Annotated in this window: 28 protein-coding genes and 1 pseudogene; 13 read left to right on the top strand and 16 right to left on the bottom strand. The window is 66.6% G+C overall.

Features of this window, described 5'->3' with window-relative positions; genetic code table 11:
* The first annotated feature begins 3 nt into the window (after positions 1-3).
* From ACK4HL_RS12115 to ACK4HL_RS12105, 3 genes are all read left to right on the top strand, one after another.
* Complete coding sequence (locus ACK4HL_RS12115; RefSeq protein ID WP_409760616.1) at positions 4-1,257, top strand: cytochrome b; 1,254 nt, start codon at positions 4-6, stop codon at positions 1,255-1,257.
* A 16-nt stretch (positions 1,258-1,273) separates the two neighbouring features.
* Positions 1,274-2,104 (top strand): cytochrome c1, encoded by an 831-nt coding sequence (locus ACK4HL_RS12110; RefSeq protein ID WP_409760614.1) that lies wholly within the window; start codon positions 1,274-1,276, stop codon positions 2,102-2,104.
* Between the two features lie 97 nt (positions 2,105-2,201).
* Positions 2,202-3,074 (top strand): S-methyl-5'-thioadenosine phosphorylase, encoded by an 873-nt coding sequence (locus tag ACK4HL_RS12105; RefSeq protein ID WP_409760612.1) that lies wholly within the window; start codon positions 2,202-2,204, stop codon positions 3,072-3,074.
* Positions 3,075-3,096: 22 nt separating this feature from the next.
* Here the strand turns inward: ACK4HL_RS12105 and ACK4HL_RS12100 are convergent, their stop codons facing one another.
* The gene (locus tag ACK4HL_RS12100; protein ID WP_409760610.1) at positions 3,097-3,708 is read right to left on the bottom strand and encodes a DUF922 domain-containing protein; all 612 of its coding nucleotides are present in this window, start codon (positions 3,706-3,708) and stop codon (positions 3,097-3,099) included.
* Between the two features lie 289 nt (positions 3,709-3,997).
* Between ACK4HL_RS12100 and ACK4HL_RS12095 the strand changes: the two genes are divergently transcribed.
* Complete coding sequence (locus ACK4HL_RS12095; RefSeq protein WP_409760748.1) at positions 3,998-4,210, top strand: cold-shock protein; 213 nt, start codon at positions 3,998-4,000, stop codon at positions 4,208-4,210.
* Positions 4,211-4,340: 130 nt separating this feature from the next.
* Positions 4,341-5,066 carry a type 1 glutamine amidotransferase gene (locus ACK4HL_RS12090; RefSeq protein WP_409760608.1) on the top strand — a complete coding sequence of 242 codons (726 nt, stop codon included), beginning with the start codon at positions 4,341-4,343 and terminating at the stop codon, positions 5,064-5,066.
* Between the two features lie 3 nt (positions 5,067-5,069).
* On the opposite strand, the gene prmB is transcribed toward ACK4HL_RS12090, so the two are convergent.
* The 3 genes from prmB to ACK4HL_RS12075 all read right to left on the bottom strand — a co-directional run bounded on the left by prmB (position 5,070) and on the right by ACK4HL_RS12075 (position 8,365).
* Positions 5,070-6,002: a 50S ribosomal protein L3 N(5)-glutamine methyltransferase gene (gene prmB, locus ACK4HL_RS12085; RefSeq protein WP_409760606.1), complete on the bottom strand. Its 933-nt coding sequence runs from the start codon at positions 6,000-6,002 to the stop codon at positions 5,070-5,072.
* Between the two features lie 73 nt (positions 6,003-6,075).
* A complete protein-coding gene (locus tag ACK4HL_RS12080; RefSeq protein WP_409760604.1) occupies positions 6,076-7,209 on the bottom strand; it encodes an MFS transporter in 1,134 nt (377 codons plus the stop codon).
* On the bottom strand, positions 7,202-8,365 hold the full coding sequence (locus ACK4HL_RS12075) for an MFS transporter (protein WP_409760602.1): 1,164 nt from the start codon (positions 8,363-8,365) through the stop codon (positions 7,202-7,204). The genes ACK4HL_RS12080 and ACK4HL_RS12075 overlap by 8 nt, the downstream gene beginning before the upstream one ends.
* A 101-nt stretch (positions 8,366-8,466) precedes the next feature.
* On the opposite strand from ACK4HL_RS12075, the gene ACK4HL_RS12070 reads away from it, so the two are divergent.
* Positions 8,467-9,105 (top strand): MBL fold metallo-hydrolase, encoded by a 639-nt coding sequence (locus ACK4HL_RS12070; RefSeq protein WP_409760600.1) that lies wholly within the window; start codon positions 8,467-8,469, stop codon positions 9,103-9,105.
* Positions 9,106-9,163: 58 nt separating this feature from the next.
* Here ACK4HL_RS12070 and ACK4HL_RS12065 read toward each other — a convergent pair whose 3' ends face one another.
* The 10 genes and pseudogenes from ACK4HL_RS12065 to ACK4HL_RS12020 form a co-directional block, all read right to left on the bottom strand.
* The gene (locus ACK4HL_RS12065) at positions 9,164-9,577 is read right to left on the bottom strand and encodes a hypothetical protein (protein ID WP_409760598.1); all 414 of its coding nucleotides are present in this window, start codon (positions 9,575-9,577) and stop codon (positions 9,164-9,166) included.
* Positions 9,578-9,629: 52 nt separating this feature from the next.
* Positions 9,630-10,337, bottom strand: coding sequence for an HAD family hydrolase (locus ACK4HL_RS12060; protein ID WP_409760596.1), 708 nt, complete (start codon positions 10,335-10,337; stop codon positions 9,630-9,632).
* A gap of 5 nt (positions 10,338-10,342) precedes the next feature.
* Complete coding sequence (locus tag ACK4HL_RS12055; RefSeq protein ID WP_409760594.1) at positions 10,343-11,047, bottom strand: L,D-transpeptidase; 705 nt, start codon at positions 11,045-11,047, stop codon at positions 10,343-10,345.
* A 107-nt stretch (positions 11,048-11,154) separates the two neighbouring features.
* On the bottom strand, positions 11,155-11,577 hold the full coding sequence (locus ACK4HL_RS12050) for a hypothetical protein (protein WP_409760592.1): 423 nt from the start codon (positions 11,575-11,577) through the stop codon (positions 11,155-11,157).
* A gap of 121 nt (positions 11,578-11,698) precedes the next feature.
* Positions 11,699-11,872: pseudogene (locus tag ACK4HL_RS12045) on the bottom strand (plasmid stabilization protein); the annotation flags it as partial.
* 68 nt (positions 11,873-11,940) lie between these two features.
* A complete protein-coding gene (locus tag ACK4HL_RS12040) occupies positions 11,941-12,399 on the bottom strand; it encodes a hypothetical protein (RefSeq protein ID WP_409760590.1) in 459 nt (152 codons plus the stop codon).
* A 9-nt stretch (positions 12,400-12,408) separates the two neighbouring features.
* Positions 12,409-12,759 carry a DUF6152 family protein gene (locus tag ACK4HL_RS12035; protein WP_409760588.1) on the bottom strand — a complete coding sequence of 117 codons (351 nt, stop codon included), beginning with the start codon at positions 12,757-12,759 and terminating at the stop codon, positions 12,409-12,411.
* 708 nt (positions 12,760-13,467) lie between these two features.
* Positions 13,468-15,756, bottom strand: coding sequence for an excinuclease ABC subunit UvrB (gene uvrB / locus ACK4HL_RS12030; RefSeq protein WP_409760586.1), 2,289 nt, complete (start codon positions 15,754-15,756; stop codon positions 13,468-13,470).
* 124 nt (positions 15,757-15,880) lie between these two features.
* Positions 15,881-16,402, bottom strand: coding sequence for a ferritin-like domain-containing protein (locus tag ACK4HL_RS12025; protein WP_409760584.1), 522 nt, complete (start codon positions 16,400-16,402; stop codon positions 15,881-15,883).
* A gap of 40 nt (positions 16,403-16,442) precedes the next feature.
* Positions 16,443-17,639, bottom strand: a complete 1,197-nt coding sequence (locus ACK4HL_RS12020; protein ID WP_409760582.1) for a multidrug effflux MFS transporter — start codon at positions 17,637-17,639, stop codon at positions 16,443-16,445.
* 70 nt (positions 17,640-17,709) lie between these two features.
* Here ACK4HL_RS12020 and ACK4HL_RS12015 point away from each other — a divergent pair, with 70 nt between their 5' ends.
* The 3 genes from ACK4HL_RS12015 to ACK4HL_RS12005 are packed head-to-tail and all read left to right on the top strand — an operon-like array spanning position 17,710 to position 19,808.
* Positions 17,710-18,597 carry a hypothetical protein gene (locus ACK4HL_RS12015; RefSeq protein ID WP_409760580.1) on the top strand — a complete coding sequence of 296 codons (888 nt, stop codon included), beginning with the start codon at positions 17,710-17,712 and terminating at the stop codon, positions 18,595-18,597.
* Positions 18,598-18,612: 15 nt separating this feature from the next.
* Complete coding sequence (locus ACK4HL_RS12010; protein ID WP_409760578.1) at positions 18,613-18,963, top strand: DMT family protein; 351 nt, start codon at positions 18,613-18,615, stop codon at positions 18,961-18,963.
* Entirely contained in the window at positions 18,960-19,808 is an 849-nt protein-coding gene (locus tag ACK4HL_RS12005) for a 23S rRNA (adenine(2030)-N(6))-methyltransferase RlmJ (protein WP_409760576.1), read from the top strand. Before ACK4HL_RS12010 ends, ACK4HL_RS12005 begins: the two co-directional genes overlap by 4 nt.
* Positions 19,809-19,815: 7 nt before the next feature.
* Here the strand turns inward: ACK4HL_RS12005 and ACK4HL_RS12000 are convergent, their stop codons facing one another.
* Both ACK4HL_RS12000 and ACK4HL_RS11995 read right to left on the bottom strand, forming a co-directional pair.
* Positions 19,816-20,340 (bottom strand): tetratricopeptide repeat protein, encoded by a 525-nt coding sequence (locus tag ACK4HL_RS12000; protein ID WP_409760574.1) that lies wholly within the window; start codon positions 20,338-20,340, stop codon positions 19,816-19,818.
* A gap of 76 nt (positions 20,341-20,416) precedes the next feature.
* Entirely contained in the window at positions 20,417-21,598 is a 1,182-nt protein-coding gene (locus ACK4HL_RS11995; RefSeq protein WP_409760572.1) for an FAD-dependent monooxygenase, read from the bottom strand.
* A gap of 108 nt (positions 21,599-21,706) precedes the next feature.
* Here ACK4HL_RS11995 and ACK4HL_RS11990 point away from each other — a divergent pair, with 108 nt between their 5' ends.
* The 4 genes from ACK4HL_RS11990 to ACK4HL_RS11975 all read left to right on the top strand — a co-directional run bounded on the left by ACK4HL_RS11990 (position 21,707) and on the right by ACK4HL_RS11975 (position 26,375).
* Positions 21,707-22,909: a pyridoxal phosphate-dependent aminotransferase gene (locus ACK4HL_RS11990; RefSeq protein WP_409760571.1), complete on the top strand. Its 1,203-nt coding sequence runs from the start codon at positions 21,707-21,709 to the stop codon at positions 22,907-22,909.
* 157 nt (positions 22,910-23,066) lie between these two features.
* Positions 23,067-23,540 (top strand): DUF992 domain-containing protein, encoded by a 474-nt coding sequence (locus tag ACK4HL_RS11985; RefSeq protein ID WP_409760570.1) that lies wholly within the window; start codon positions 23,067-23,069, stop codon positions 23,538-23,540.
* 128 nt (positions 23,541-23,668) lie between these two features.
* On the top strand, positions 23,669-24,133 hold the full coding sequence (locus ACK4HL_RS11980; protein ID WP_409760568.1) for a DUF992 domain-containing protein: 465 nt from the start codon (positions 23,669-23,671) through the stop codon (positions 24,131-24,133).
* A 190-nt stretch (positions 24,134-24,323) separates the two neighbouring features.
* Positions 24,324-26,375, top strand: coding sequence for an elongation factor G (locus ACK4HL_RS11975; protein ID WP_409760566.1), 2,052 nt, complete (start codon positions 24,324-24,326; stop codon positions 26,373-26,375).
* Positions 26,376-26,426 lie beyond the last annotated feature (51 nt).

Genomic DNA, 26,426 nt, shown 5'->3' with positions numbered 1-26,426 from the left:
TCAATGAGCGGACATTCGAATTATCAGCCCAAGTCGGCTTTCGGAAAGTGGATGCACGAGCGCCTTCCCGTCATGGAACTGGTGCAGGGCCAGGCGCTCGATTTCCCCACCCCGAAGAACCTGAACTACTGGTGGACCTTCGGCGGCATCCTCGCCGTCATGCTGGTCGTCCAGATCGTCACCGGCGTGGTGCTGGTCATGCACTACACCCCGCATGTGGATTATGCCTTCGCCTCGGTCGAGCACATCATGCGCGACGTGAACTCGGGCTGGCTCATCCGCTACATGCACGCCAACGGCGCCTCGATGTTCTTCATCGCGGTCTATATCCACATCTTCCGCGGCATGTACTACGGTTCCTACAAGGCGCCGCGCGAGGTGCTGTGGATGATCGGCGTGCTGATCTACATCGTGATGATGGCCACCGCCTTCATGGGCTACGTGCTGCCCTGGGGCCAGATGAGCTTCTGGGGTGCCAAGGTCATCACCAACCTGTTTTCGGCCATTCCCTTCGTTGGCGACTCGATCACCACGCTGCTGTGGGGCGGCTACTCGGTCGACAACCCGACGCTGAACCGCTTCTTCTCGCTGCACTACCTGTTGCCCTTCGTGCTCGCCGCCCTCGTCGGCCTGCACATCTGGGCGCTGCACGTGCCGGGCAACAACAACCCGACCGGCGTTTCGGTGAAGAGCTCGCAGGATACGCTGCCCTTCCATCCCTACTACACGATGAAGGATGCCTTCGCGATCGTCATCTTCCTGATGTTCTTCGCGGCCTGGATCTTCTTCGCGCCCAACTATCTTGGCCACGCGATCAACTACCAGGAGGCCAACCCGCTGGTGACGCCGGCGCATATCGTGCCGGAATGGTATTACCTGCCCTTCTACGCGATCCTGCGCGCCATCCCCGACAAGCTCGGCGGCGTCATCGCCATGTTCGGCTCGATCCTGATCCTGTTCGCGCTGCCCTGGCTCGACACCTCTAAGGTGCGCTCGGGCACCTACCGGCCCCTGTTCAAGGGCTTCTTCTGGATCTTCGTCGCGGTCTGCATCGGCCTCGGCTATCTGGGCTCGAAGCCGGCGGAAGGTCTCTACGTGGTGTTCTCGCGCATCCTCACGATCTACTACTTCGCGCATTTCCTAGTGATCCTGCCGCTCTTGGGCCTGCTCGAAAGCCCGAAGCCGCTGCCGTCCTCCATCTCGGACGACGTGCTCGCCAGGAAGCGTCCTGCCACCGCCGCCGTGCCTGCTGAGTGATCCGGGGGAAACTGACATGACATTGCTCAAGACACTCGCAATCGCCGCGGCCGGCCTCATGCTGACACTGGGTGCCGCCCAGGCGGCGGAAGGCCAGCAGCCGGCCAAGGGCATCAGCTTCAGCTTCGAAGGCCCATTCGGCACCTTCGACCGGGCGCAGCTGCAGCGCGGCTACAAGGTCTACAAGGAGGTGTGCGCCGCCTGTCACTCCATGCAGTACGTCTCGTTCCGCAACCTGCATGAGCCCGGCGGGCCCGAGTTCTCGGAAGAGCAGGTGAAGGTGCTGGCGGCCGGCTACACCGTGCAGGACGGCCCCAACGAGGCGGGCGAGATGTTCGAGCGCCCGGGCCTTCCTTCCGACCGCTTCCCCTCGCCATTCCCCAACGAGGAAGCCGCGCGCGCCGCCAATGGCGGGGCATACCCCTCCGACCTTTCGCTCATCACCAAGTACCGTCCGGGCTGGTACGGCACCTTCAACCAGCTGGTGAACGGCATCGGCGGCCCACAGTACGTCTACTCGGTGCTGACGGGCTACGTGGCTGACGATCAGCTCACGGAGGAACTCCGCGCCGAGCAGCCCGAGGGCAAGCACTACAATCCCTTCTTCGCCAACGGCCACTGGATCGGCATGCCGCCGCCGCTCGCCGACGACCAGGTGACCTATGACGATGGCACACCCGCCACGGTGGACCAGATGGCGCGCGACGTTTCCGCCTTCCTGGCCTGGACGGCGGAGCCCAAGATGGAGGAGCGGAAGCGCACCGGTTTCATGGTGATGATCTATCTCGGCATCCTGGCGCTTATGCTCTATCTCGTGAAGAAGCGGATCTGGGCCAACGCCCACTGATCCCTGCATCGGCAAGAGACAAGCAGGGCCCGGGTGCAGACCCGGGCCTTTCCGTTTGCGGCCGTCTCGGGCATTCTGAGGTGAAAGGGAGCAGGGGATGACGGCATCGGTCGTGGGCATCATCGGCGGTTCGGGCGTCTACGACATTCCGATGGAGAACGCCCGCTGGGAGCGCATCGCCTCACCCTGGGGCGAGGCGTCCGACGAGGTGCGGCGCGGCGAAGTCGGGGGGCTGCCGGTCGTCTTCCTGCCGCGCCACGGGCGGGGCCACGTCCAGTCGCCGAGCAGCATCAACTACCGCGCCAACATCGACGTGATGAAGCGGGCGGGCGTGACGGACCTCGTGTCGCTCTCCGCCGTCGGCTCCCTCAAGGAAGACCTTCCGCCGGGCACCTTCGTGCTCGTCGACCAGTTCATCGACCGCACCTTCGCGCGCGAGAAGAGTTTCTTCGGCGCGGGTTGCGTGGCCCATGTTCCCTTCGCGCATCCGGTCTCGCCCGGCCTCATGGAGACCGTGGCGGCGGCGCTCGAGGCAGAGGCGATCGCCCATGTGCGGGGCGGCACCTATGTGGTGATGGAGGGGCCGCAATTCTCGACGCTCGCCGAGTCGCAGCTTTACCGCTCCTGGGGCGCATCCGTGATCGGCATGACGAACATGCCGGAGGCCAAGCTCGCCCGCGAGGCCGAGATCTGTTACTGCACGGTGGCCATGGTGACGGATTACGACTCCTGGCACGAGGAGCACGGCGAGGTGGACGTCGCCAAGGTCATCGAGGTGCTGAAGGCCAATTCCGGCAATGCGAGGCGCCTCGTCAGCCGCATCGCGCGCGATTTCCCGAAAGAGCACCGCGCATGCCCCATCGGCTCCGACCGGGCACTGGACCACGCTATCATGACGGTGCCTGAGAAGCGCGATCGCGAATTGCTGAAGAAGCTCGAGGCCGTGGCGGGGCGCGTGCTGAGGGCGTAAGGGCCTCTCGCCGAGGCCTGGCCTACTTCACCTTCGCGCCGTGCGTCTGGGTGGCACGGCGGTAGACGAGCTGGACGAAGGGGTGGGACATCAGCTTCTTCTGCTCGGCCGCGTCGAAGGCCTCGTGCTTCTTGCCGCAGGCGGCGCGCATCTTCTCCCAGAGCTGGTTGGCCTTCCGGTCCGCGTCCGAGCAGGAGCCGGCCTTGATCGCCTTCACCTTCCTCTCGAGGTCGGCGGCACAGCCCATCCAGATGCTGCGGTGGGTCTCCTCGTGGGTCTTGAGGAAGGTGGAAAACTGCTGCCAGCGCTTGCGTTCGGAGGCCGGCAGCACCTTCTCGTTGCGGATCTTCGGCAGCTTGATCACGAAATCCAGCTTCAGGCGGTAGCCCTCGATCCGGCAGGAGGAGCCCTGCAGCAACTGCCCGTCCTGGGTGGTGGTGGCGGAGGTGGCGGCATAGGCCTTGGCGCCGTTAACCTTGGGCCCCTTCCGGATCATTGCGTCGTAGATCTCGACCGCGCTGTCGCCACTGATCGTATAGTAGGTGTATTTCGTGGACTGGACGGGCTTTGCCGCGGCCACGCCCGCAACGCCCAGTGCCGCCGCAAACGCCGCCAGACCCCATGCTGCCTTCATCGCAAATCCCCCGTGGAAGCGACACGATATTGGCGGCAGGCGGCCAAGATCAAGCCCTGTCTTTCCAGAAGCCCCCTCTTGCCCCGGGCGCATAGGTGCCGCATAATGAAACCTGTCCGGGCGGCAAGGTCCGGACGCCGGCAGTGCTGTTCAACTGGTCAAGACCGCCTCCCGAATGCAGGGGCACGTGCCTTTCCATTGAAGACGCCGCTGAGCCAAGTTCGCTGCCGCCTTCCACAAGCGGCAGAGTCCGGACGCAACGTATAAATGGATGAGGGACGCCCTTCTCATGCGCCAGAACGGCACTGTGAAGTTTTTCAACCAGGCCAAGGGCTACGGTTTCATTTCGCCGGAAGGTGGCGGCAAGGATGTGTTCGTGCACATCACGGCCGTGCAGCGCTCCGGCATTCCGGAGCTGGCGGAGAACATGAAGATCAGCTTCGAGGTCCAGCCCGACAAGAAGGGCCGCGGACCGCAGGCCGTGAACCTGCAGATCGTCTGATGTCCGCCGGCCGCAGGGCCGGCCGACGTGATCTGCCCCGCCAGGCCGCGCCGCACTCGACAGGCGGCGCGATTTGCGCCATTTCGCTTTCATCCGCGGTTCCCCGCCGCCGCGGCATGAAGGAGCTTTGATGAAGCGCGCACTCGTCTTCCAGCACATGGATCATGACCATCCGGGCCGCTTCCTCGATTATTTCGCCGAGGACGGGATCATTCCGGAGCCGGTGCGGCTGTTCGAGGGCCAGGAGATCCCCAGCCTTGCGAACTACGACTTCCTCTTCGTGCTTGGGGGTGCGCAGGACACCTGGCAGGAGGACCAGCACCCCTGGCTGGCGGCGGAGAAGCAGGCGATCCGCGAATGGGTGGCCGAGCGCGCGAAACCCTATTTCGGCGTCTGTCTCGGTCACCAGCTGCTGGCCACTGCGCTCGGCGGCGAGGTATCGCTCGCCGAGGAGGGAGAAGTGGGCGTCTTCGAAGTGCAACTCACCGAGGAGGCCAGGCGCCACCGGCTGACTCACGGCCTCGAGCAGAGCCACAGCGTGATGCAGTGGCACATGGCGGAGGTGAAGCGCGTGCCGGAAGGGGCCTCGGTGCTCGCCAGTTCGCCGCTCATTCCGGTGCAGGCCATGGCCGTGGGCGACCACGCCATGAGCACGCAATTCCATTGCGAGTTCACGCCGCAGACGGTGGCCGGCTGGTCTTCGCTGCCGGGCTACATCGCGTCCCTCGAGAGGTGCCTGGGGGAGGGCGCCTATCCCCAGCTCCTGCGCCAGTGCTACCCGCTGATGCCGCAGATGGCGCGCATGACGCGGCGCATGTACGACAATCTCGTCACCGCCACCGGCCTGAGGGACTGAGCGCTACTCGCCGAGCAATTGCTCGCGCGTGATCCAGAACACCTCGCCCTGCGACTCCTCGGTATCGAGCCAGAGAAAGTCGAGATGGGGATAGTCCGCCACCAGGCGCTCGCGGCCGGTGCCGATCTCGCAGAGGAGGCCTCCGCCCGGATTGAGGTGGTCGGGGGCCTCGTCGATGATGCGGCGCACGATGTCGAGCCCGTCCTCGCCGCCCAGATGCGCGATCATCGGCTCATGGCCGTATTCCGGCGGAAAGGCGTGGACCTCGGCGCCCGCCACATAGGGCGGGTTGGAGATGATGAGGTCGTAGGTGCGGCCATCCACTGCCTCGAAGAGATCGCCCTCCATGAGGCTGATCCGGTCCGCAAGCCCGTGTTCGGCGACATTGATCCGCGCCACCTCAAGCGCGGCGGAGGAAAGGTCTGCCGCATCGATCTCCGCCTCGGGGAAGAAGCCCGCCGCAAGGATGGCGAGGCAACCCGAGCCGGTGCACAGGTCGAGTACGCTCTGCACCGTGCCGACGTCTTCGACCAGCGCGGCCTCCTCGCCCCCAAAGATGCCGGAGAACATGAGCTCGCCGATGTAGGAGCGCGGCACGATCACCCGCTCGTCGACGTAGAAGGCAACGCCGTGGATATAGGCACGCTTCACCAGGTAGGCGGCGGGCATGCGCGTTTCGATGCGGCGGCGGATGACGGTGGCCACGGCCTTGCGTTCGTGCTCGAGCAGCCTGGCATCGAGCCACGGGTTGATGTCGTCCACCGGCAGGTGCAGCGTTTCGAGGATGAGGAAGGCGGCCTCGTCCGTGGCGGATGTCGTGCCGTGGCCATGGGCGAGCTTGGCGGCGCGGAACTCGGAGATCGTCCAGCGCAGGAAGTCGCGCACCGTCGAGAGCTGGCTCGCGGCGGCGTTCACGTCCGGCCTGGCGTCTGGCATGGGTATTGTCCCCCGTCTCGATCTCGTCCGGCGCAGCATCGCCGCGGGCTTCGGGAAAGTCCAGCGGGGCAGATCAGGCCGGCTTGCGGCGGCGTGCGAGGCTGATGATGAAGACGAGGAAGACGGCCGCCATGGTGAAAGGCATGCCGTCGGGCCCGAAGGCGGCGATGGACCAGCCGGCGGTGAGCGAGCCCGCCAGCGCGCCGAGCCCCCACATGGTGGAGAAGGAGGCGGTGCCGGTGACGAGCTCATGGCCGGAGAAGCGCTCGCCCAGTTCGGCGAGCGCCACGGTGTAGATGCCGGCGGCGGTCGCGCCCATCACGGTGAGCACCGGCCACAGCGCGAAGGTGCCGAACACGAAGGGCACGAGGAACGAGGCGGCGCCGGTGAGGACGCCGCACACCGCCATGACCAGGCGCTTGGGGAAATGATCGGCCGCCCAGCCGATGGGGAATTGCAGCACGGTGTTGCCGACCACGAAGGCGGTCAAGGCCAGGGCGGCGGTTTCCTGGTCGAAGCCTTTCTTCACGGCATAGACGGGAAGGAAGCTCAGGTTCGCCGCATCGAGAATGGCGAACATCCCGACTGCAAAGAGCAGGATCGGCGCTTTCCGCGCGAAGGCCAGCACGGAGAGCGGGTTCTCGTCCTCGCTTTTCACCTCCTCGTCCTTGACGAAGAAGATGGGCAGCATCGCCACCAGCAGCACCGCCGCGCCGACCAGGAAGGGGGCGGTGCCCTCGATGCCGGTTAGGGTAATGATTGCGGGGCCGCCGCCGAAGCTTAGCGCCAGGATGGAGGTGTAGAGGGCGAGAATGCGCGAGCGCCAGGGGCCCTCGGCGAACTTCACGATCCATGCCTCGCTGATGGCGAAGAGGATCGAGACGAAGAAGCCCTGCAGGATGCGGAAGCCGAACCACCACCAGAAGACCGGGAAGAAGGGATAGGAGACGATCACCGCCGCGGTGAGGAAGGCAGCGCCGATCACCGCGCGCTTCGCCCCGAAGCGGCGCACCACCGCGGGGATGACGAATATCGAGAGGACGATTCCCACGGGGTGCATCGCCGCGTTGTAGCCGATGATGTGGGAGGGGATGCCCTGGCTCTCCATGATGAGGGAGAGCAGCGGGAACATCAGCCCGAAGGTGAAACCGAACACCGTGATGGCGGCGATCGCCGCCAGGAGGTTGACGAGGCGCTGCCTATCCATGGGCCTCCCCGCGCACCAGCCTGCCGCCGCTCATGATCAGCCCTGCGAGCAGCAGCACGTAGAAGAAGGCGAGCGTCACCGGCATGGCGTTGATGCCGAAGAGGTCGATCGCGGCGCCGGCGATCGGCGGACCGATGAGGCCGCCCACGCCCCACATGGCGGCGATCGCCGCGGCGCCGGCGATCAGGTCCGGCCCGGCGAAGCGGTCGCCCATCACGGCGAGCGCCACGACGTAGACGCCGAAGGCGGAGGCCGTGAGCAGCATCATCACCGGCCACACGGTCCAGTGTGTGATGACGAGGAGGAGGCTCAGCGAGAGAAGCACGGTGAGGCCCGCGGTCACCAGCATCACGCCCTGGCGCGACCAGTGGTCGGCGAGCCAGCCGATGGGATAGAACATCAGCACGTTGCCGATGATGCCGATCCCCAGGATGCGGCTCGCCACGTCGAGTTCGAGGCCGTGGCGGAGGCCGTAGATCGTGAAGAAGGAGATCAGCACATTGTCGAAGAGGGTGGCGGCGGCCACGGCGAAAAGCAGCATCGGCGCCTTGCTGACGAAGGCGAAGAAGCGCCCGCTTTCCTTTTCGCGGAAGTCGTCATCCGCCACGCTGACGAAGGCGAGGGGAAGCAGCCCCACCAGGATGCAGGCGATGCCGATGGCCCAGGGCAGCACGCCGGTTATCCCCGTCCAGGGCAGGATCAGGGGGCCCACCGCGAAGGTGACGGCGAGCATCGAGGTATAGATCCCCATCACCCGGCCGCGGTTCTGGGCGGTGGCGAAGGAGAGCACCCAGGCCTCGCTGATGGTGAAGAGGGCGCTCGTCGCCATGCCGAAGACGAAGCGCAGCGGAAACCACATCCATACCGGCGAGACGCTGATCGCCGCGAGGCTCAGGGCGAGGATGAGGATCAGCGCGACGGCAGCGCGCCGCGTTCCGAAATTGCCGAGCAGCTTCGGCAGGAAAGGCCCGGCAAGGAGGATGCCGATGGGCCCCATGGCGACGTTGAGGCCGATGGCCCAGGCGGGCCATCCATCCCGCTCCATCAGGAGGGGGAGAAGCTGCAGCGTCAGGCCGAAGGCGACGTCGCAGGCACCCACCGCCGCGAGGGCGGCGATGATGTTTCCGGTGCGCGATGTCGCTGCGGCGGGAGGCATGGACCTGGTTTTGAATCGTCGTTCAACATGGCTGTAGACGGGGGCGGACCGTCCGGCAAGGAGGTTGCGCCTGACTGGAGCGGCAGCTATGCAGCCCAGCCATGACAAAGCTCCAGGCCTTCATCATCCCCGTCACGCCGTTCCAGCAGAACTGCTCGCTGGTCTTCGACGACGCCCGCAAGCTGGGCGCCATCGTGGACCCCGGTGGCGACGTGGATCAGATCATCGAGGCGATCCACGAAAGCGGCATCACGATCGAGAAGATCCTCCTCACCCACGGCCACATCGACCATGCCGGCGGCGCTGCCGAGCTCCAGGAAAAGCTGGGCGTTCCCATCGAAGGGCCGCACCCGGAGGACCTGTTCCTGCTCGAGAAGCTGGCGGAGTCGGGCGCGCAGTACGGGATGGCGTCACGGCCGGTGGTGCCGGACCGCTGGCTGAGGGAGGGCGACAGCGTCACGGTCGGCGATCTCTCCTTCGCCGTCTACGAGGCGCCGGGCCACACGCCGGGCTCGGTGGTGTTCTTCAACCAGGAGAACCGCTTCGCGCTGGTGGGCGATGTCCTCTTCCAGGGTTCGATCGGCCGCACCGATTTTCCGCGCGGCGATCATGCCACGCTTCTGCGCTCGATCAGGGAGAAGCTGTTCCCGCTGGGCGACGACGTCGTCTGCCTCCCCGGCCACGGATCGCCCTGCCGCATCGGCGAGGAGCGGCGGACGAATCCGTTTCTCAACGCGTAGGTGAGGGGCCTATCCGGCGCGTGCCGCGCCACCTCCTCCGAAGGGCGGACGAAGGCTTCTAGACCTTCATCTCGACCAGCCGCGACTTGGCGGCGAAATAGGCGTCTCCGGTGTTCTTGAACACGCCGCACTCGGGTGGGTTGTTGCCGAAGGTCTCGCAGTATTCCGTGCCGTTGGCCGTCCACTTGCCTTCGCCGCCGCCCTTCTCGTCGTCCTGGTAGCTGAAGGTGCCGTCGGCGTTGTAGGTGATGAAGCCGTTGCCGTCCGGCCGCGTGTACTGGAAGGTCTTGCCGGCGATGGCGGTGCGGATCTGGTCGGCGGTGAAGTCCGAGATCGGCACCGGCGTCTTGTCGGTGGTGGCCGAGGTGCCGTCATTGGTGATGCGCACGCCCTTCGGCCCCTGCGAACAGGCGGCGAGGAGTGCGGCGAGAGCGAAAATGCTCAGTGTACGAATCGTCTTGCGGGCGGTCACGATCGGTTGTCCTCAAGCAGTTGGCGGCATGTGCCACATGGGGCGCAGGCCTTCAAGTGATTTGCCCCAAAAGCGGCGGGAGCTGGGCGAGGTCCTCGATGCGGCGGAAGCGGGGATTGTCCTCCGGCGCCTCCTCGTGCTCCAGGATCCAGGTGAGTTCGTGCGGCACGTGGATGCCGTAGCCGCCCGCGGCAATGGCGGGCACCACGTCCGACTTCAGCGAATTGCCGACCATCACGGCCCGGCCGGGCCCGTCGGCGTGGCGGGTGAAGATGCGCTCGTAGGTGCCGGGGGTCTTCTCGCTCACGATCTCCACGGCATTGAAGTATTCGCCCAGCCCCGACTGGGCGAGCTTCCTCTCCTGATCGAAGAGATCGCCCTTGGTGATGAGGAGGATGCGGTAGCGGCCGGCCAGCGCATCGAGCGTCTCGCGCGCGTGGGGCAGGGTCTCGACGGGGTTCTCCAGCATCTGGCGGCCGAAGCTCAGGATCTCGGCGATGACGGAGGAAGGCACCTCGCCCCTCGTCACCTCCACCGCCGTCTCGATCATGGAGAGGGTGAAGCCCTTCACGCCATAGCCGTAGTAGCGGAGGTTGCGGCGCTCGGCCTCGAGCAGCCTGGCGGAGATCACGTGATGCTCGCCGTGGCCGGAGAGCAGTTCGGCGAAGCGCTGCTCCGTCATGCGGAAAAAGGTCTCGTTCTGCCAGAGCGTATCGTCGGCGTCGAAGCCGATGGCGGTGATCCCAGGTCCCGCCGCCATGGCCCTCACGCGCCCCGCGATGGCCGGACGATCACCGGCGTTCCCACGATGACGTTGTCGTAAAGCTCCGCCACGTCCTGGTTCAGCATGCGGATGCAGCCGGAGGACATGGCCTTGCCGATCGACTGCGGCTCGTTGGTGCCATGGATTCGGTACAGCGTGTCCTGGCCGTTCGCGTAGAGATAGAGCGCGCGCGCACCCAGGGGATTTTCGGGGCCGCCGGGCTGGCCGTTCACCCACTGGCGGGCGCGCTCGTCGCGGTCAACCATCTCGCGCGGCGGCACCCAGCGCGGCCAGCGGCGCTTCATGCCGATCTTGGCGTCGCCCGCCCAGGCGAAGCCGGCGCGGCCCACGCCGACGCCGTATCGCACGGCGCTGCCATAGGCCAGCACGTGATAGAGGAAGCGGTTGTCGGGATCGACGACGATGGTGCCGGGGTCTTCCATCCCGTCGAACTCCACCATCTGGCGGCGGAAGCGCTTCTTGATGCGGCGGGGGGAGACGGGCTCGATCGGGTAATCGATGGGAGACTCGGGCGGCGGCAGGAGGGCCGGATCGTAATACTGCTCGTCGGTGGCGAAGCTGTCGCTGCCGCCGCCGAAGGGATCGGCTTCGTCGTATGGAGTGGACTGCGCGAAGGCGGCGCGGGCGGAAACCGCCACGGAGAGACCTGTCAACAGCAAGGAGCGGCGCGAAAGGCGCATCGTCATCAATTCATCCTAATCGTTCACGGGATCTGGCGCTGAGAGCCTATCCTGCGTGCAGAAGGCGTGACTTTGGTCAGCCTGTGGCCCAATTGTGGCGAGGGATCAAAGCTCTATGACGCGACCGTGAAGACCGCCTTGCCCGCCTGGTAGGACCCCGGCGCCGCGCCCCGGGAGAAGGGATAGCAGCTCATCGGAACGCCGCCCGGCAGCCACGGCGGGGCAGGATCGAAGCTCTCGCAGAGCTGGCCGTCCTTGGTCATCCACTTGCCCTTGGTGGTGCCCTTGCCGTCGACCTCGACGAGCGAGCTGCCGTCCTCGGCATAGAGGGTGGTGCCGGTGTTGTTGGGGCCCTGGAAGCGCCAGCTCTTGCCGGCGAGAATGGTCTGGATTTCTGCCGCCGAGAGCTGCTGCGAACCGACCGTGGAGGAGGAATCGGCACCGCCCGAATCACCCGTCGTCGAGCAGCCCGCGGCGAGCAGGCCCACCAGCGCCATGGCCGCAACGATGCGACCGTCCTTCATCTTCAGGCCCATCGGTTCTCCCCTCTCATGCCCACAGGGCACATCCATACACAAATGCCGACCGCGGCGGAAGGCGGCAGCGCTGCTTCCACGCTAGAGCTTGAAAAGTCGGCAAGAATTGGGCGGCTTCTCAGTGCTTCGCCGCCGAGCCGGACTTCTTGCCCCCGCCGTCCTGCTTGTTCACCGTGGCCCAGGCGCGCTTCTCCGCTTCCTTGTGGGAGACGCCGCGCTTCTCGTAGCCTTCCTCGATGTGTTCCGCCTTGCGCTTCTGCTTGGCCGTGTAGGCCGACTTGTCACCCTGCGGCATGGCTCGCCTCCTGTACGTGAATTGACCGGTTCGGCGGGAAACGACGCCGGCGGAAGGCAAGTTCCCGGCTAGACATAGGCGATGGTGCGGCCCAAGGCCGCCACGCCGAGCCAGACGAGGAGCGAGAGGCCCGCCGTCAGCCGGACCGTTCCTGAGTCCGGGCCGGCCGACCGCAGCGCCGCCTCGTTCACGGCGACGTTGGCGAGACCCAGCAGCACGAGCAGAAGCTTCGCCCGGAGCGCCGGGTTGGCCGCGAGGGCCGAGGCCTCCGGCGTGAACAGCACGAGCCCGGTGGCAGCGATCACGGCGAGCAGCAGCGCGGCGAAGGGCCGGAACCGTGCGACCGCCGCCTTCGCCGCGCCGCCGGGCAGGGCACGGAGGAGGGCGAGGTCCATGACGGCCACCGTCGCGAAGAAGCCGATCACCCCCAGCACATGCAGGACGTTGGCGGCGGGGTAGAGCCAGGTGGACTGGCGCACCAGGTCGCCGAAGGCCGATTGCTCGAGGGCGAGCCACAGCCCCTCCATGGCAGGGGCTCAGCGCAGTTCGAAGCGCGCGCCGCCGATCTCGATCCACTCGGCGCGGATCTCCTTCGTGCCGTCGCGCTTCGGATAGCCGAAGGCGGCGACCTCCGCCCCCTTCTTCACGATCTCGGCCGTGGCGCCGCGCGCGTTCATGCGGGAGGGCGGGGCGAGGGTGACGTGCCACATCACGCCGTCGATCGTGAGCATCATCATGCCGTGGGGGTTGGAGATGGTGACCTCGTCGATCACGCCCGCGAGGGTGAGCGGCTTTTCGGCATCATAGGAGCCCCAGCCGTGATGGGCTGCGGCGGGGGCGGCGGAGGCGGCAAGCGCCAGGAGGGCGAGGAGAGAGCGGCGTCGCATGGGTGTGACCTCGTGCGGAGTGGGCTGACCGTCCTTGCCGCGCATTGTGCAACGCGCGGGAGGGGCTGTCACCCCTTCATCGGAGGAAATGACAGGAATCTTATCTGTTGACTTTATTCCTAGAATGAGCTAGATAGTCGTCACTCCCGCCGGGGAAGGGGTTCCGCTCGCGACGGAAGCCCGGACCTGGAAAGGGAGCGGCAGGCCCTCCGGGCCTCGCGCGAACGTGGCGCGGGATCCGGGGGCAGGCGGAGAGACCGGGAGACAGGCCATCTCCCGGACGCCCTCAAGGCCTCTCCGTCTGGGTTCTGTCTCTTCTCCCCGGCGCGGGCGCTGCCCACGCCTTCTTGCCGGTCCTTCATGGGGCTGGCAGTCGAGTTTTCCCGGGCGGCGCCCGCATCGATCGCAAATACAAAAAGAAGTCCCACCCTTAACCGCTTCGGAGAAGGTGGCGCGCAGCGCCGCATGAGGGCCTTACCGGCCTGGGGCACGGACGGAGGCCCTCACCCGGCCTTCGGGCACCCTCTCCCACCTCCCGCGGGAGAGGATACGTCATCTCCCACACACTATTCCGGTCTTCTCGGGACGACGCCAATCGAGGCTTGTGTCATCCGGATCTGCTACCTCTTCTTCGGCCCCCTGAACGCCCTCCCGGCGCTTCGCTTGAGCTCAGCGCGTCTCGAACGTGAAAAGGTCCACTGGACCTTTTCATCGCGGCTTGCGGCCGCGAAACGTTCTCGACCCCGGTTTTCCCGCCTTCGAGCTCGCCTTTCTTTCCGGTTTCGGCTGCGGCCATGACGCCGTCGCGTCCTTGATGTTGGACTGCCGGACGGTGGGGTCGTCGATCACGGCGAGTTCCACGGCCTTGAGGCGCTTCACCTCGTCACGCAGGCGGGCGGCTTCCTCGAACTCGAGGTTGGCGGCGGCTTCGCGCATCTTCTTCTCGAGGTCGGCCAGGACCTTCTCGAGATTGTGTCCGATGAGCGGGCCATCCTCCATCAGGCCGGCATCGGCGCGGACATGGTCCTGCTCGTAGACGGACTTGAGGATGTCGCCGATGTTCTTCTTCACCGATTGCGGGGTGATGCCGTTGGCCTCGTTGTAGGCCATCTGCTTCTCGCGGCGGCGGTTCGTCTCGGCGATGGCGCGCTCCATCGAACCCGTCACCTGGTCGGCATAGAGGATCACCTTGCCCTCGACGTTGCGCGCGGCGCGGCCGATGGTCTGGATCAGCGACGTCTCGGAGCGGAGGAAGCCTTCCTTGTCGGCGTCGAGGATGGCGACGAGGGCGCATTCCGGAATGTCGAGACCCTCGCGCAGCAGGTTGATGCCGACCAGCACGTCGAAGGCGCCGAGGCGGAGGTCGCGGATGATCTCGATGCGCTCCAGCGTGTCGATGTCGGAATGCATGTAGCGGACACGGATGCCCTGCTCGTGCATGTATTCGGTCAAGTCCTCGGCCATGCGCTTGGTCAACGTGGTGACGAGGGTGCGGAAGCCCTTGAGCGCGGTTTCCTTGCACTCGGCCACGAGATCGTCCACCTGGTCCTTCACGGGGCGGATGTGGACGGGCGGATCGATGAGGCCCGTCGGTCGGATCACCTGCTCGGCGAAGACGCCGCCCGTCTGGTTCATCTCCCATTTGCCGGGCGTGGCCGAGACGCAGACGGTCTGCGGGCGCATCGCGTCCCACTCCTCGAAGCGCAAGGGGCGGTTGTCGATGCAGGAGGGCAGGCGGAAGCCGTATTCGGCGAGGGTTGCCTTGCGGTTGAAGTCGCCCCGGAACATGCCGCCGATCTGCGGGATCGTCACGTGGCTCTCGTCGATGAAGACCAGCGCGTTGTCGGGCAGGTATTCGAAGAGGGTGGGCGGCGGCTCGCCGGGCTTGCGGCCGGTGAGGTAGCGCGAATAGTTCTCGATGCCGGCGCAGGAGCCGGTGGCCATCATCATCTCGATGTCGAACATGGTGCGCTGCTCGAGGCGCTGGGCTTCGAGCAGCCGGCCCGCGGCGTTGAACTCCTGCAATCTCAGGCGCAGGTCGTGCTTGATGCGCGAGACGGCCTGTTCCAGCGTCGGCTTCGGCGTCACGTAATGCGAGTTGGAATAGACCTTGATCTGATCGAGCTCCGCCATCTTCTGGCCGGTCAGGGGATCGAATTCCGAGATCGCCTCCACCTCGTCGCCGAAGAGCGAGATGCGCCAGGCGCGGTCCTCGAAGTGGGAGGGGAAGAGCTCGATCGTGTCGCCGCGCACCCGGAAGGTGCCGCGCACGAAGTTCTGGTCGTTCCTCTTGTAGTGGAGCGCCACGAGATCGGCGAGGAGCTGGCGCTGCGGTGTCCTCTGGCCCTTCTTCAGCTCGAAGGCCATGGCGGAATAGGTCTCGACGTCGCCGATGCCGTAGATGCAGGAGACGGAGGCGACCACCACCACGTCGTCACGTTCCAGGAGCGAGCGCGTGGCCGAGTGGCGCATGCGGTCGATCTGCTCGTTGATGGCGGATTCCTTCTCGATGTAGGTGTCCGAACGCGGGACGTAGGCCTCGGGCGTGTAATAGTCGTAGTAGGAAACGAAATACTCGACCGCGTTCTCCGGGAAGAAGCTCTGGAACTCGCCGTAGAGCTGGGCGGCGAGCGTCTTGTTGGGGGCGAGGATCAGGGCCGGGCGCTGCGTCTGCTCGATGACCTTGGCCATGGTGAAGGTCTTGCCTGAGCCGGTGACGCCCAGGAGCACCTGGTCGCGCTCGAGCTGCTGCACGCCGGCGACGAGTTCCGCGATGGCCTGCGGCTGGTCGCCCCGCGGCTCGAACTCCGAGACGATCCTCAGCGGCTTGCCGCCCGCGGATTTCGGTGGCTTGGGCGGCTTGACGGGGGTGAAGCTCGCCAGCGGCACGAATTCCGGGCGGAGCGGCCCGAGGCCGCCGCCCAGGGGTTCGGCGGAGTCGAAATCGAGCGGCTGCGGCGCTTCCGCGAAGCCGCCTTCCTGACGTGAGTGTCCCATGATGGGCGGAATATAGGGGCTGGGGCGGGGAGGGGGAAGGGCGGGGCTGGCGGAAACGTGGCCCTCACCCGCCCTTCGGACACCTTCTCCCATTGCTCCGCAACGGGAGAAGGGGAAGGGCCCCTTACCGCTTCGCGCGCTCGCTGCCGCGGTCCTCGCGTTCGAGGTATTCGGCGGTGATGGAGTCGATGTTCTGGGAAAGCCACTGGGCCATGTCTTCCTCCTCGCGCAGGTTCTCGCGGCAGATGCGGGCCGTCTCCTTGTCGCCCAGCACCCCGGCGGCGGCGATGAGGATGCGGTAGGAGCCGATCTCGTAGTGCTCGAAGGCGAAACCTGCGAGCACGCCCTTCATCACCTCGTCGCCGGCGAGCGCCGTGCCGAGGTTCTGCACCAGGGTGACCATGCTGGCGGCGGTGTCCTTGATGGCGGAGGTGGAGCCGCCGAGGCGGCCGATGGCATCCTCGAGGCGCTGGGCCTGGTGCTGCGTCTCCTTCAGGTGCTGGGCGAGGCGCTTCCTGAGATGGGGATAGTTCTCGATGCGCTCCTCCATGCCGTGCAGCATGGTCTCGGCCTGCTTCTCCATGGCATGGGCGTCGCGCAGCCACTGCACCAGGCGCTCTTCGGATTCGACGCGGGTTTCGGCCATGTCTCGGCTCCTCGGATGTGGTCCGGGGCTGAACGGCGGGTCAGCGGCTTGGTTCCGCCCGCCGCACCATCACGACATTGGAAAGAAGGGCGAAAAGGCTCGCCGCCGCCATGAACCAGAACACGGCGGTGGGCCAGCCATCCTGCAGCGAGCCGACGAGCTGCGAGGCGGCCGCGCCGCAGGCCATCTGGGCGAAGCCCGACCATCCGGCCGCGGCTCCGGTGAGGCGCGGATCCACGCTGATGGCGCCCGCCGTTCCGTTCGGGATGGTGAGGCCGTTGCCGAGAGCGGCGAGGCACATGGGAAGGAAGAGGGTGGCGGGCGTCAGCAGCCCGGTGAGGGCCGCGGCGAAGCAGAGCAGGCCTCCCGCCAGCGTCGTGGCGCAGCCCGCCATGATCATGCGGTCGAGACCGACGGTCCTCGTGTATCGGCCGGAGAGGAAGTTCCCCGTCATGTAGCCGGCGGAGACCGTGGCGAACCACAGGCCGTATTCCATCGGCGTGCGGCCGAGCACGTCCATCATGATGTGGGGGGCGCCGCCGAGGAAGGCGAAGAAGACCGAGGAGGTGAAGGCGAGGACGAGCGTGTAGCCGCGGAAGCGGGGCAGCGCGAAGAGCCTTGCCGCGCCGGTGACGAGGCCGAACCCCTTGCCGGAGCCGGAGCGGACCAGGTGGGTTTCCGGCAGGTGGAACCACGCCGCGGCGAGCACCATCCCGCCGAGCAGGGCCAGCAGCCAGAACCCCAGGCGCCAGCCGCCGTGGACGTCGATGTAGCCGCCGATGGCCGGCGCCACCATGGGCGCCACGACGAAGGCCATGGTGATGTAGGAGATGACGCTGGCCGAGGTCTCGCGGTCGAAGACGTCGCGCACCATGGCGCGGGCCAGCACCACGCCGGCGGCACCGCCGACGGCCTGGAGAAGCCGTGCGGCGATCAGCACGTGGATCGAGGGGGCCAGCGCCGCCATGAGGCTCGCCGCGACGAAGAGCGCGAGGCCCGAGAGCAGCATGGGGCGGCGGCCGACGCGGTCCGAGATCGGGCCGTAGACGAGCTGGCAGGCGGCCATGCCGATGAGATAGAGCGTCAGGGTGAGCTGGACGACGCCGTAGCTGACGCCGAACTCCCGCTGCAGACCCGGCATGGAGGGCATGAAGATGTTGAGCGCCAGAGGGCCCACGGCACTGATCGCCACGAGGATGGCGTAGGAGGGGCGTTCCGGCGCGGTCATGGCAGTCATCCGGCCTTCCTAACCCGGGGGTGGGGGAGGCGATAGCCAAACGCCCGGGAGTCTGGCATGACTGGCGTGCATGAAACGCGCTCTCCCGCCGCTTGCCGCTGCCGGGCTCCTCGCCCTCTCATCCGACTTCGCCTCCGCGGAGGACCATTACGTACCGGCAAACAGCGCCACCCTCAACCTCCGCGCAGCGCTCGGCAAGCAGATCGACGTGCGCTTCTCGGAAGGATTCGCCAAGGACCGCCTGCCGGCGCGCGAGATCGCCGGCGTCATCGTCTATGAGACCACAAGCGACAGCATCTGCCTCTATGGCGAGGGCAAGGGGCTGGAGCCCGGCTCGCCGGGTCTTGCGCCCCTCTCGCGCGCTCCGGGCGGAGAGGTCTGCATTCCGGCCGCAGAGGTGAGCGTCCGGGTGCCCCGGGCGGGCGCCGACGGACGGACGGTGCCGTTCTATTCCACCGACAAGCAGAACTGCTCGTGGCAATGGAAGGAAGGCCGCGGAATCGGGCTGTGGACCGAGCAGTGCAGCTTCGACTCCGGCGTGTGGGACGTGGTCTACGATCCCGGCAAGGACGTGTTCTCGCTTCGCGTCAATGCGGGGGAGCCTTATGCCGTGCTGCGCCAGTTCCGTGCGGAGGGCGCTCCCGCCCTGCTGGCAGACCTCAAGGCGCAGGGCCTGGTGCTGGATGACCCCGAATGCGTGATGGCCGAGGTGCCGGGCCTGCCGGTGCCCCCGGGCTGGACCGCCTACCAGGTGGTGCCAACCGGCAAGCGCAAGGAGGCCTTCGACGCCGTCGTGCAGATCGAGGTTCCGGAGCCGCCCTGCGGCGAACTCGGCTACACGGTGGACGCCCTGTCCTTCTTCATGGTCGATGGAAGCCACCCGGGCCGGGTGCTGTTCGCCAATCTCGGGCAGGACGGCACGATGATCGACCTCGCCTCGATCACCCTCACCGACTAGACAGATCGTTTCGCCATGGCCTTCCTGACCTCGCCCTATGTGCTGCCCGTGCTGCTGCTCGTGGCCTCCAACGTGTTCATGACCTTCGCCTGGTACGGCCACCTCAACTACACGGGCAAGCCCCTGTGGATGGCGGTGACCGCGAGCTGGGGCATCGCCTTCTTCGAATACTGGCTCGCGGTGCCCGCCAACCGGATCGGCTACCAGGTCTATTCGGCGGCCGAGCTCAAGACCATCCAGGAGGTGATCACCTTCGCGGTCTTCGCCGTGTTCTCGGTCATGTACCTGAAGCAGGCGATCACCATGAACCACATGATCGGCTTCGCGCTGATCGCGGCGGGCGCCTTCTTCGTCTTCCGCTCATGAACTACCGCCACGCCTATCACGCCGGAAACCACGCCGACGTCCTGAAGCACGTGGTGCTGGCGCGCGTCATCGAGCACATGAAGAAGAAGGCGAAGCCTTTCCGCGTCTTCGACGCGCATGCCGGGATCGGGCTCTACGACCTCGCCGGCATCGAGGCGGGAAAGACGGGCGAGTGGGAAGGCGGCATCGGCCGCCTGGCGGAGCCCTTCCCCCCTGAGATCGAGGCGCTGCTGGCGCCTTACCGGGCGGTGATCGCGGGCCTCAACCCCGGCGGCGGCCTGCGCTTCTACCCGGGCTCGCCCGAACTGGCGCTGCGCCTGATGCGGGAGGAAGACCGGCTGATCGCCAACGAGCTTCACCCGGAGGACGCGGTCGCACTCGAGCGCCATCTGATCCGCGACCCCCGCGCCGACGTCACCAGCATGGATGCCGAGACCTGCCTCAAGGCGAAGCTGCCGCCGCCAGAGCGGCGCGGCGTGGTCCTCATCGACCCGCCCTACGAGGCGAGGAACGAGGCGGAAAAAACGGTGCGCATGCTGGCCCATGCGCTGCGCCGCTTCGCCAAGGGAGTCTATCTGCTGTGGTATCCGCTGAAGGCCGATGCGACGGCGGAAAACATTCTCGCATCGGTGAAGGCCATGGGCGTTCCGGCGACGCTGAGGGTGGAGCTGCGGGTGCGCGAAGCATTCGCGGCGGGCGGGCTGGCGGGATCGGGGCTCGCCATCCTCAACACGCCGTGGACGATGGAGGAAGATATGCGGCTTCTGCTGCCCGCGCTCGCCGGGCGGCTGGGCCTCGGCGAGTGGGGGCAGGGCACGGTCGAGTGGATCGTGCCGCCGGTGTGAGGAGGCCTCAGTTCGCCGCGGCGATTGCGGCGGAGAGCTCGCGGTATTCCTCGCAGGAGGTGCCGCAACTCCTCTTGATCGCCTTAAGCTCGGCCATGGCGAGATCCACCCGGCCGGCGGCGATATAGCCTTCGCCGAGATACTCGCGGGCGAGGTTGAAACCGGGATCGATGGCGAGCGCCTTCCGGTAATAGGCGATGCCGACCTCAAGGCGGCCAGCCTTGCGGTGGCTGTAGCCGGTGTAGTTGAGGACGCGCGGGTCATTCTGGTTCTGCACGCTGGCGAGCACCTCGATCGCCCAGTCGTAATGGCCCTCGCGGGCGAGGGCGCGGCCCTGGGCATAGAGATCCTCATCCGGCAGGACGCCGGACTGGACCTTCACGCATTTCTTCTTCTGCGTGTTCCACACCTCGCCCTTCTTGCAGGTCTTGGCGGGAGAGGCGTTGCCGCCGCCGCTGTTGCCGCCCGCAGCAAGGGCGGGCGCGGCAGCTGCAAGGATAACTGCGATGGTCGCGGCCGCCAGTCTCGTCATGACTTCCTCCTGTGGGTTTCCTGCTCTTACGATACACCTCCGCCCGTGGACGTATCGCACACGATTTCTTGATCGCTCAGGCGGCGGCTTCCGGCGTCCAGCGATAGATCCACTCGAGGCGCCTCAGGGCGAGCGACGGGCTGCCGAAGCCGAGGACAAGATTGCGGGCGAGGGCCAGGGGACCCGCCGCGTGATAGACCCGGCTCATGCCGCGGGATTGCTCCTGGATGCGGGCGGTGCGCGGCTTGCGCGCCTGCTCATAGGCGGCGAAACCTTCGGGGAGGCTGTCGAACCGCGCGAGTTCACGCGCGAGCACCACGGCATCCTCGAGCGACATCACCGCACCCTGGGCGAGATAGGGCAGGGTGGCGTGGGCCGCATCGCCGATGAGCGCGAGGCGCCCGCGCGACCAGACGGGGAGGGGCGGCAGGTCGGCGGCGGGCCAGCGCAGGTAGGTATCGGGCGTGGCGAGAAGAGCACCCAGCTCCTCCCACACGACAGCGAAGCGCCGTACCACCTCCGAGGAGGGCGCCGGTGTCTGCCAGCCGCCATCTTCCACCGCACCGTCGGCGGCTGCGACGATGTTGAAACTCCGCCAGTTGCTGACCGGATAGTGCACGACGTGGCCGCCCGGGCAGAGCCACAGCGTCACGCAGTCCGCTTCGATCTCGGGCGGCACCTTGCCGAGCGGGATCAGCCCGCGCCAGATGACGGAGCCCCGGGCCACGGGCGCGACCTCGCCGCAGACCAGGGCGCGCAGGCTGGAGCGGATGCCGTCCGCCGCGATCACGCCGCTGCCGCTCGCCGCGGAGCCGCCAGCGAATTCGAGCGTGACGCTGTCTCCCGATTGCCGGGCGGAGACGGCGCGCTGAGCGGTGTTGAGTTCGATCGTGCCATGGCGGCGGGCTGCCGCGAGCAGGCCCGCCAGGAGATCGGACCGGTGGCAGACGCGATAGGGCGCGCCGAAGCGCTCCTCGAAGGGACGGCCCAGCCGGATGCGCTGCAGGAGCCTGCCCGAGACGCCGTCCCGGACATGGATTTCCGACGGAATGACGCAGGAGGGCTCGACATCCTCCCAGGCGCCCAGGGCCCGCAGCGCGCCCACGCCGTTTGGCGACATCTGGAGCCCGGCGCCCACCTCCTCGAAGGCCGCGGCCTGCTCGAAAAGGCGCACCGGGCCGGCGTGCCGGGCGAGCGCCAGGGCGGCGGCGAGGCCGGCGATGCCGCCACCCGCCACGAGGAAGGGTTCACGCTCCATGACCGGCCTCATTAGCGCATCCAGAAGCACGTGTTGATGCGGCGGATTGAGGCTTGCCCTTGCCTCCGGTTGCCCCTAGAGAGCCAGCGAAATCGAAAGGTTACCGCAATGGGCTTCATCTCCGACTCGCTGAACCGCATCCAGCCTTCCGCCACCATCGCCATTTCCAACAAGGCGATGCAGCTGAAGGCCGAGGGGCGCGACGTGATCGGGCTCGCGGCGGGCGAACCGGACTTCGACACGCCGGACAACATAAAGGAGGCGGCGATCAAGGCGATCCGCTCCGGCAAGACCAAGTACACGCCGGTCGACGGCATCCCGGAACTCAAGAAGGCGATCTGCGACAAGTTCAAGCGCGAGAACGGTCTCGAGTACAAGCCTTCCCAGGTTTCGGTCGGCACCGGGGGCAAGCAGGTGCTGTTCAACGCCTTGATGGCCACGGTGAATCCCGGAGACGAGGTGATCGTGCCCGCACCCTACTGGGTGAGCTATCCCGACATCGTGATGCTGGCCGGCGGCACGCCTGTGTTCGTCGAGGGCAAGCTCGAGAACGGCTTCAAGCTGCAGGCTTCGGACCTCGAAAAGGCGATCACGCCCAAGACCAAGTGGCTGATCCTCAACTCGCCCTCGAACCCCTCGGGGGCCGCCTATTCGCGCGCCGAGCTCAAGGCGCTGACCGACGTGCTGGTGAAGCATCCCAATGTCTGGGTGCTCTCCGACGACATGTACGAGCACCTCGTCTATGACGATTTCGAGTTCACCACGCCGGCCCAGGTGGAACCGAAGCTCTACGACCGGACGCTCACCATGAACGGCGTTTCGAAGTCCTATTGCATGACGGGCTGGCGCATCGGCTATGGCGCCGGGCCGGAGCAGCTCATCAAGGCGATGGCCAAGCTCCAGTCGCAGTCGACCTCGAACCCGTCCTCGATTGCGCAGTGGGCGGCGGTGGAGGCGCTGAACGGACCGCAGGATTTCATCGCCAGCAACAACGAGGTGTTCAAGGAGCGCCGCGACCTCGTGGTGTCGATGCTGAACCAAGCCTCCGGCCTCTCATGCCCGACGCCCGAAGGCGCCTTCTATGTCTATCCCTCCTGCCTCGGCTGCATCGGCAAGACCGCACCCACCGGCAACGTCATCCGCAACGACGAGGATTTCGTGACCGAGCTCCTCGCCTCGGAAGGAGTCGCCGCGGTGCATGGCGCGGCCTTCGGCATGTCGCCCTTCTTCCGCATCTCCTATGCCACGGCCACCGAGGTGCTGGAGGATGCCTGCAAGCGCATCCAGCGCTTCTGCGGCAATCTGCGCTGAAAACCGAGTCGTTTCGGGCACTTCGCAACCAATCCTCCAGCGTTCTCTGAACTGCCAAGCCTTCCGAGAGCGAGCGGACGGGGTGCTCTTCCTTCAGGCCCTTGCCTATGCCATGTTCGAGGCGTGGGGACCTCGGGGGCCCCGTAACTTCAATGGGATGGCTACCATGAAACCGATTGCTGCATCGCTCTCCGCGCTGGCCCTGGCGCTCTCGGCCGCGTCCGCGTCCGCGGACAACGGCGTCAAGCTCGGCGTGCTCACCTGCGACGTGTCCGCTGGGGTGGGGCTTATCCTCGGCGGCTCCCAGGCGGCGCGGTGCGTGTTCGAGGGGCCGAACGGCCCGGAGAACTACGAGGGGCGGATCGGCAAGCTCGGGATCGATATTGGGGTCACGGGGGAGACCATCATGTCCTGGGTGGTCTTCGCGCCGGGGAAAGTGGGGCAGGGCGCGCTGGCAGGCACCTATGCGGGGGCCACGGCCGAGGCGACCGTCGCGGTGGGACTCGGGGCCAATGTGCTGGTGGGCGGTTCCGACAAGTCGATCGCGCTGCAGCCGCTGAGCGTCCAGGGACAGACCGGCCTCAACATCGCCGCGGGGCTCGCGAGCTTCACCCTTCGCTACGTCGATTGAGGCAATGAAAGGCGCGCACAGCCCCGGGTTGCGGCGGGCTTAACGATCCGCTATGCGCTCTCATCCAGTGTCCAACTCCCGACACATTTCCGGCCTCTACGGCCATTCTGCCAACAGGAGACTCGACCATGAAAAAGATCGTCCTCGCCTCGCTGATCGCCCTCGGACTCGCCACCACCCCGGCGCTTGCCAAGAAAGGCGTCAAGATCGGCGTATTGAGCTGTGACGTGTCCGGCGGCGTGGGCATGATCATCGGTTCTTCCAGGTCGGTCGATTGCGTTTTCGAAGGCACCGTCGGCCAGCGCGAGCGCTATGTGGGCAGCATCGGAAGGTTTGGTCTCGACGTGGGCGTCACCGGGAAGGCCGTCATGGCCTGGGCAGTTTTCGCACCGGGCAAGATCAATCGCGGTGCGCTTGCCGGACGCTATGCCGGAGCTTCGGCCGAAGCGTCGGTGGCGCTCGGTCTCGGCGCCAACGTGCTGATCGGCGGGTCCGACAAGTCGATCGCCTTGCAGCCGCTGAGCGTCCAGGCCCAGACAGGCCTCAACATCGCCGCCGGCGTCGCCAGCCTGCGCCTCAAGCGCGCGAACTGACCACTTCACCAGGATTTTCGAGCGGGGCCCGGCCATTGCGCCGGGCCTCGCTTTTCTCCGAAAACGCTTGCCGGGTGCTTCAAACGGAGTACTCTTTGAGCCGTGGAACCGCCCCGGCGTGGTGACACGGTTTTTGAGAAGGGCGGTCCTTCGACGGGCATTGAGTTGAGCTGTCAAAGGAGCATCGTCCATGGATCAATCAAACGGCAGAAGGCCTTCGGGCTCGCGGTGCGTCGCACTCGTGGGCCCCTATCTCAGCGGCAAGACCACGCTTCTCGAAGCCATTCTCTTCCACACCGGCGCCATTCCGCGCCAGGGCAAGGTGGCGGAGCGGTCGACGGTGGGTGATTCCGCCCCGGAAGCACGCGCCCATGGCATGAGCGTCGAGCTCAATGCCGCCACCACGACCTATCTCGGCGACAGTTACACCTTCCTCGACTGCCCCGGCTCCATTGAATTCACGCAGGACCAGCGCGCAGCACTGCTCGGCGCGGACGTGGCCATCGTCGTCTGCGAGGCGGACGACAAGAAGGCCCCCGCGCTGCAGCTGATCCTCAAGCAGCTTGACGAGATCGGGCTGCCGCGCATGCTGTTCATCAACAAGGTGGACAAGTCCGATTCCGCGCCGCGCGACGTGCTCGAGTGGCTGCAGCCCGCCTCATCGAAGCCGCTGATCCTCCGGCAGCTGCCGATCATGAAGGGCTCGATCGTCACGGGCTTCGTGGACCTCGCGCTGGAGCGCGCCTTCGTCTACCAGGAGCACCTCGAGAGCAAGCTCATCGACATGCCGCAGGACATGGCGGAGCTCGAGAAATCCCAGCGCTTCGCCATGCTGGAGAAGCTCGCCGACCATGACGACGAGCTGATGGAGCAACTGCTTTCCGACATGGAGCCGCCGCGCGACCGGGTGTTCTCCGACCTCTCGCGCGAGCTCGCCGAGGGCTACATCACGCCCGTGCTGTTCGGCTCGGCCGAGCACGGCACCGGCATCGAGCGGCTGATGAAGGCGCTCCGCCACGAGGCACCCGGCATCGCCGAGACGGCGAAGCGGCTCGGCTACAAGGGCAACGGCACCACGGTGCAGGTGCTCAAGACCTTCCACACAGCCCATGGCGGCAAGCTTTCGCTTTCGCGGATTCTTTCCGGAGAGGTGACGGATGGCACGGTGCTGCATGGCGCCTCCGGGCAGGACAGCCGCGTGGCCGGCGTCTTCACGCTGATGGGATCGACGCCTGCCAAGGTGCAGAAGGCCGCCGCCGGGGACACCGTCGCGCTGGGTCGTCTCGATGCGGCGAAGACGGGCGAAACGCTTTCCACGACCAAGGGCAGCACGCCGCAGCTCGTCAAGCTGGCGACGACGCCCGGCGTCTACGGGCTGGCAATCTCCGTTTCCGACCGGAAGGACGAGGTGAAACTCACCAGCGCCATCGCCAAGCTCGTCGAGGAAGATCCCTCGCTGTCGCTCGAGCACAATCACGACACCCACGAGATGGTGCTGTGGGGGCAGGGCGAGATGCATCTCCGCGTGGCGCTGGAGAAGCTCCAGGGCAAGTTCGGCGTCCATGCCCAGTCGCGGCCGCGGCGCATCGCCTACAAGGAGACGATCCGCAAACCGATCCAGGTGCGCGGTCGGCACAAGAAGCAGTCCGGGGGGCACGGCCAGTACGGTGACGTGGTGGTGGAGATCGCACCCCTGCCGCGCGGCTCGGGCTTCGTGTTCTCGGACTCGATCACCGGCGGCGTGGTGCCCAAGCAGTACATCCCGGCGGTGGAACAGGGCATCCGGGAATGGATGGGCCACGGTCCCCTCGGATTCCCGGTGGTGGACTTCTCGGTGAACCTGTCGGACGGCTCCTACCATGACGTCGACTCCTCCGAGATGGCCTTCAAGACGGCGGCGCGCATCGCCATGACGGACGGCATGCCGCAATGTTCGCCCGTGCTGCTCGAGCCCATCGTGGCGGTGGAGATCCACGTGCCGAGCGATGCCACCTCGCGCGTCAACCAGATCGTGACGGGACATCGCGGGCAGCTTCTCGGCTATGACGGCCGCGAGGGCTGGCCGGGCTGGGACACGGTGAAGGCGCACATGCCGGAGTCCGAGATGGCCTCGCTCATCATCGAGCTGCGCTCGGCGACCTCGGGTGTGGGCACCTTCACCTTCACGCTGGATCACATGGCGGAGCTCACCGGCCGCGCCGCCGAGCAGGTGGTGGCGAGCCGGCGGGCCGAGGCCGCATAGGGAAGTCGAGCGCGCCGCCCCGCGACTGGGCCGGCGCGCTTCGCCTCTCCG

The sequence above is a fragment of the Aestuariivirga sp. genome, from assembly GCF_046294715.1.
Lineage (GTDB): Bacteria > Pseudomonadota > Alphaproteobacteria > Rhizobiales > Aestuariivirgaceae > Aestuariivirga.
The sequence above is the reverse complement of the archived record's forward strand: the minus strand, read 5'-3'. Positions and strand labels throughout refer to the sequence as shown.

What these genes read in the sequence shown, in the direction of transcription:
- ACK4HL_RS12115 (WP_409760616.1), top strand. Translation starts at nt 4, where the DNA reads ATGAGCGGACATTCGAATTATCAGCCCAAGTCGGCTTTCGGAAAGTGG.
- ACK4HL_RS12110 (WP_409760614.1), top strand. Translation starts at nt 1,274, where the DNA reads ATGACATTGCTCAAGACACTCGCAATCGCCGCGGCCGGCCTCATGCTG.
- ACK4HL_RS12105 (WP_409760612.1), top strand. Translation starts at nt 2,202, where the DNA reads ATGACGGCATCGGTCGTGGGCATCATCGGCGGTTCGGGCGTCTACGAC.
- ACK4HL_RS12100 (WP_409760610.1), bottom strand. Translation starts at nt 3,708, where the DNA reads ATGAAGGCAGCATGGGGTCTGGCGGCGTTTGCGGCGGCACTGGGCGTT.
- ACK4HL_RS12095 (WP_409760748.1), top strand. Translation starts at nt 3,998, where the DNA reads ATGCGCCAGAACGGCACTGTGAAGTTTTTCAACCAGGCCAAGGGCTAC.
- ACK4HL_RS12090 (WP_409760608.1), top strand. Translation starts at nt 4,341, where the DNA reads ATGAAGCGCGCACTCGTCTTCCAGCACATGGATCATGACCATCCGGGC.
- prmB (WP_409760606.1), bottom strand. Translation starts at nt 6,002, where the DNA reads ATGCCAGACGCCAGGCCGGACGTGAACGCCGCCGCGAGCCAGCTCTCG.
- ACK4HL_RS12080 (WP_409760604.1), bottom strand. Translation starts at nt 7,209, where the DNA reads ATGGATAGGCAGCGCCTCGTCAACCTCCTGGCGGCGATCGCCGCCATC.
- ACK4HL_RS12075 (WP_409760602.1), bottom strand. Translation starts at nt 8,365, where the DNA reads ATGCCTCCCGCCGCAGCGACATCGCGCACCGGAAACATCATCGCCGCC.
- ACK4HL_RS12070 (WP_409760600.1), top strand. Translation starts at nt 8,467, where the DNA reads ATGACAAAGCTCCAGGCCTTCATCATCCCCGTCACGCCGTTCCAGCAG.
- ACK4HL_RS12060 (WP_409760596.1), bottom strand. Translation starts at nt 10,337, where the DNA reads ATGGCGGCGGGACCTGGGATCACCGCCATCGGCTTCGACGCCGACGAT.
- ACK4HL_RS12055 (WP_409760594.1), bottom strand. Translation starts at nt 11,047, where the DNA reads ATGACGATGCGCCTTTCGCGCCGCTCCTTGCTGTTGACAGGTCTCTCC.
- ACK4HL_RS12050 (WP_409760592.1), bottom strand. Translation starts at nt 11,577, where the DNA reads ATGGGCCTGAAGATGAAGGACGGTCGCATCGTTGCGGCCATGGCGCTG.
- ACK4HL_RS12040 (WP_409760590.1), bottom strand. Translation starts at nt 12,399, where the DNA reads ATGGAGGGGCTGTGGCTCGCCCTCGAGCAATCGGCCTTCGGCGACCTG.
- ACK4HL_RS12035 (WP_409760588.1), bottom strand. Translation starts at nt 12,759, where the DNA reads ATGCGACGCCGCTCTCTCCTCGCCCTCCTGGCGCTTGCCGCCTCCGCC.
- uvrB (WP_409760586.1), bottom strand. Translation starts at nt 15,756, where the DNA reads ATGGGACACTCACGTCAGGAAGGCGGCTTCGCGGAAGCGCCGCAGCCG.
- ACK4HL_RS12025 (WP_409760584.1), bottom strand. Translation starts at nt 16,402, where the DNA reads ATGGCCGAAACCCGCGTCGAATCCGAAGAGCGCCTGGTGCAGTGGCTG.
- ACK4HL_RS12020 (WP_409760582.1), bottom strand. Translation starts at nt 17,639, where the DNA reads ATGACTGCCATGACCGCGCCGGAACGCCCCTCCTACGCCATCCTCGTG.
- ACK4HL_RS12015 (WP_409760580.1), top strand. Translation starts at nt 17,710, where the DNA reads ATGAAACGCGCTCTCCCGCCGCTTGCCGCTGCCGGGCTCCTCGCCCTC.
- ACK4HL_RS12010 (WP_409760578.1), top strand. Translation starts at nt 18,613, where the DNA reads ATGGCCTTCCTGACCTCGCCCTATGTGCTGCCCGTGCTGCTGCTCGTG.
- ACK4HL_RS12005 (WP_409760576.1), top strand. Translation starts at nt 18,960, where the DNA reads ATGAACTACCGCCACGCCTATCACGCCGGAAACCACGCCGACGTCCTG.
- ACK4HL_RS12000 (WP_409760574.1), bottom strand. Translation starts at nt 20,340, where the DNA reads ATGACGAGACTGGCGGCCGCGACCATCGCAGTTATCCTTGCAGCTGCC.
- ACK4HL_RS11995 (WP_409760572.1), bottom strand. Translation starts at nt 21,598, where the DNA reads ATGGAGCGTGAACCCTTCCTCGTGGCGGGTGGCGGCATCGCCGGCCTC.
- ACK4HL_RS11990 (WP_409760571.1), top strand. Translation starts at nt 21,707, where the DNA reads ATGGGCTTCATCTCCGACTCGCTGAACCGCATCCAGCCTTCCGCCACC.
- ACK4HL_RS11985 (WP_409760570.1), top strand. Translation starts at nt 23,067, where the DNA reads ATGGCTACCATGAAACCGATTGCTGCATCGCTCTCCGCGCTGGCCCTG.
- ACK4HL_RS11980 (WP_409760568.1), top strand. Translation starts at nt 23,669, where the DNA reads ATGAAAAAGATCGTCCTCGCCTCGCTGATCGCCCTCGGACTCGCCACC.
- ACK4HL_RS11975 (WP_409760566.1), top strand. Translation starts at nt 24,324, where the DNA reads ATGGATCAATCAAACGGCAGAAGGCCTTCGGGCTCGCGGTGCGTCGCA.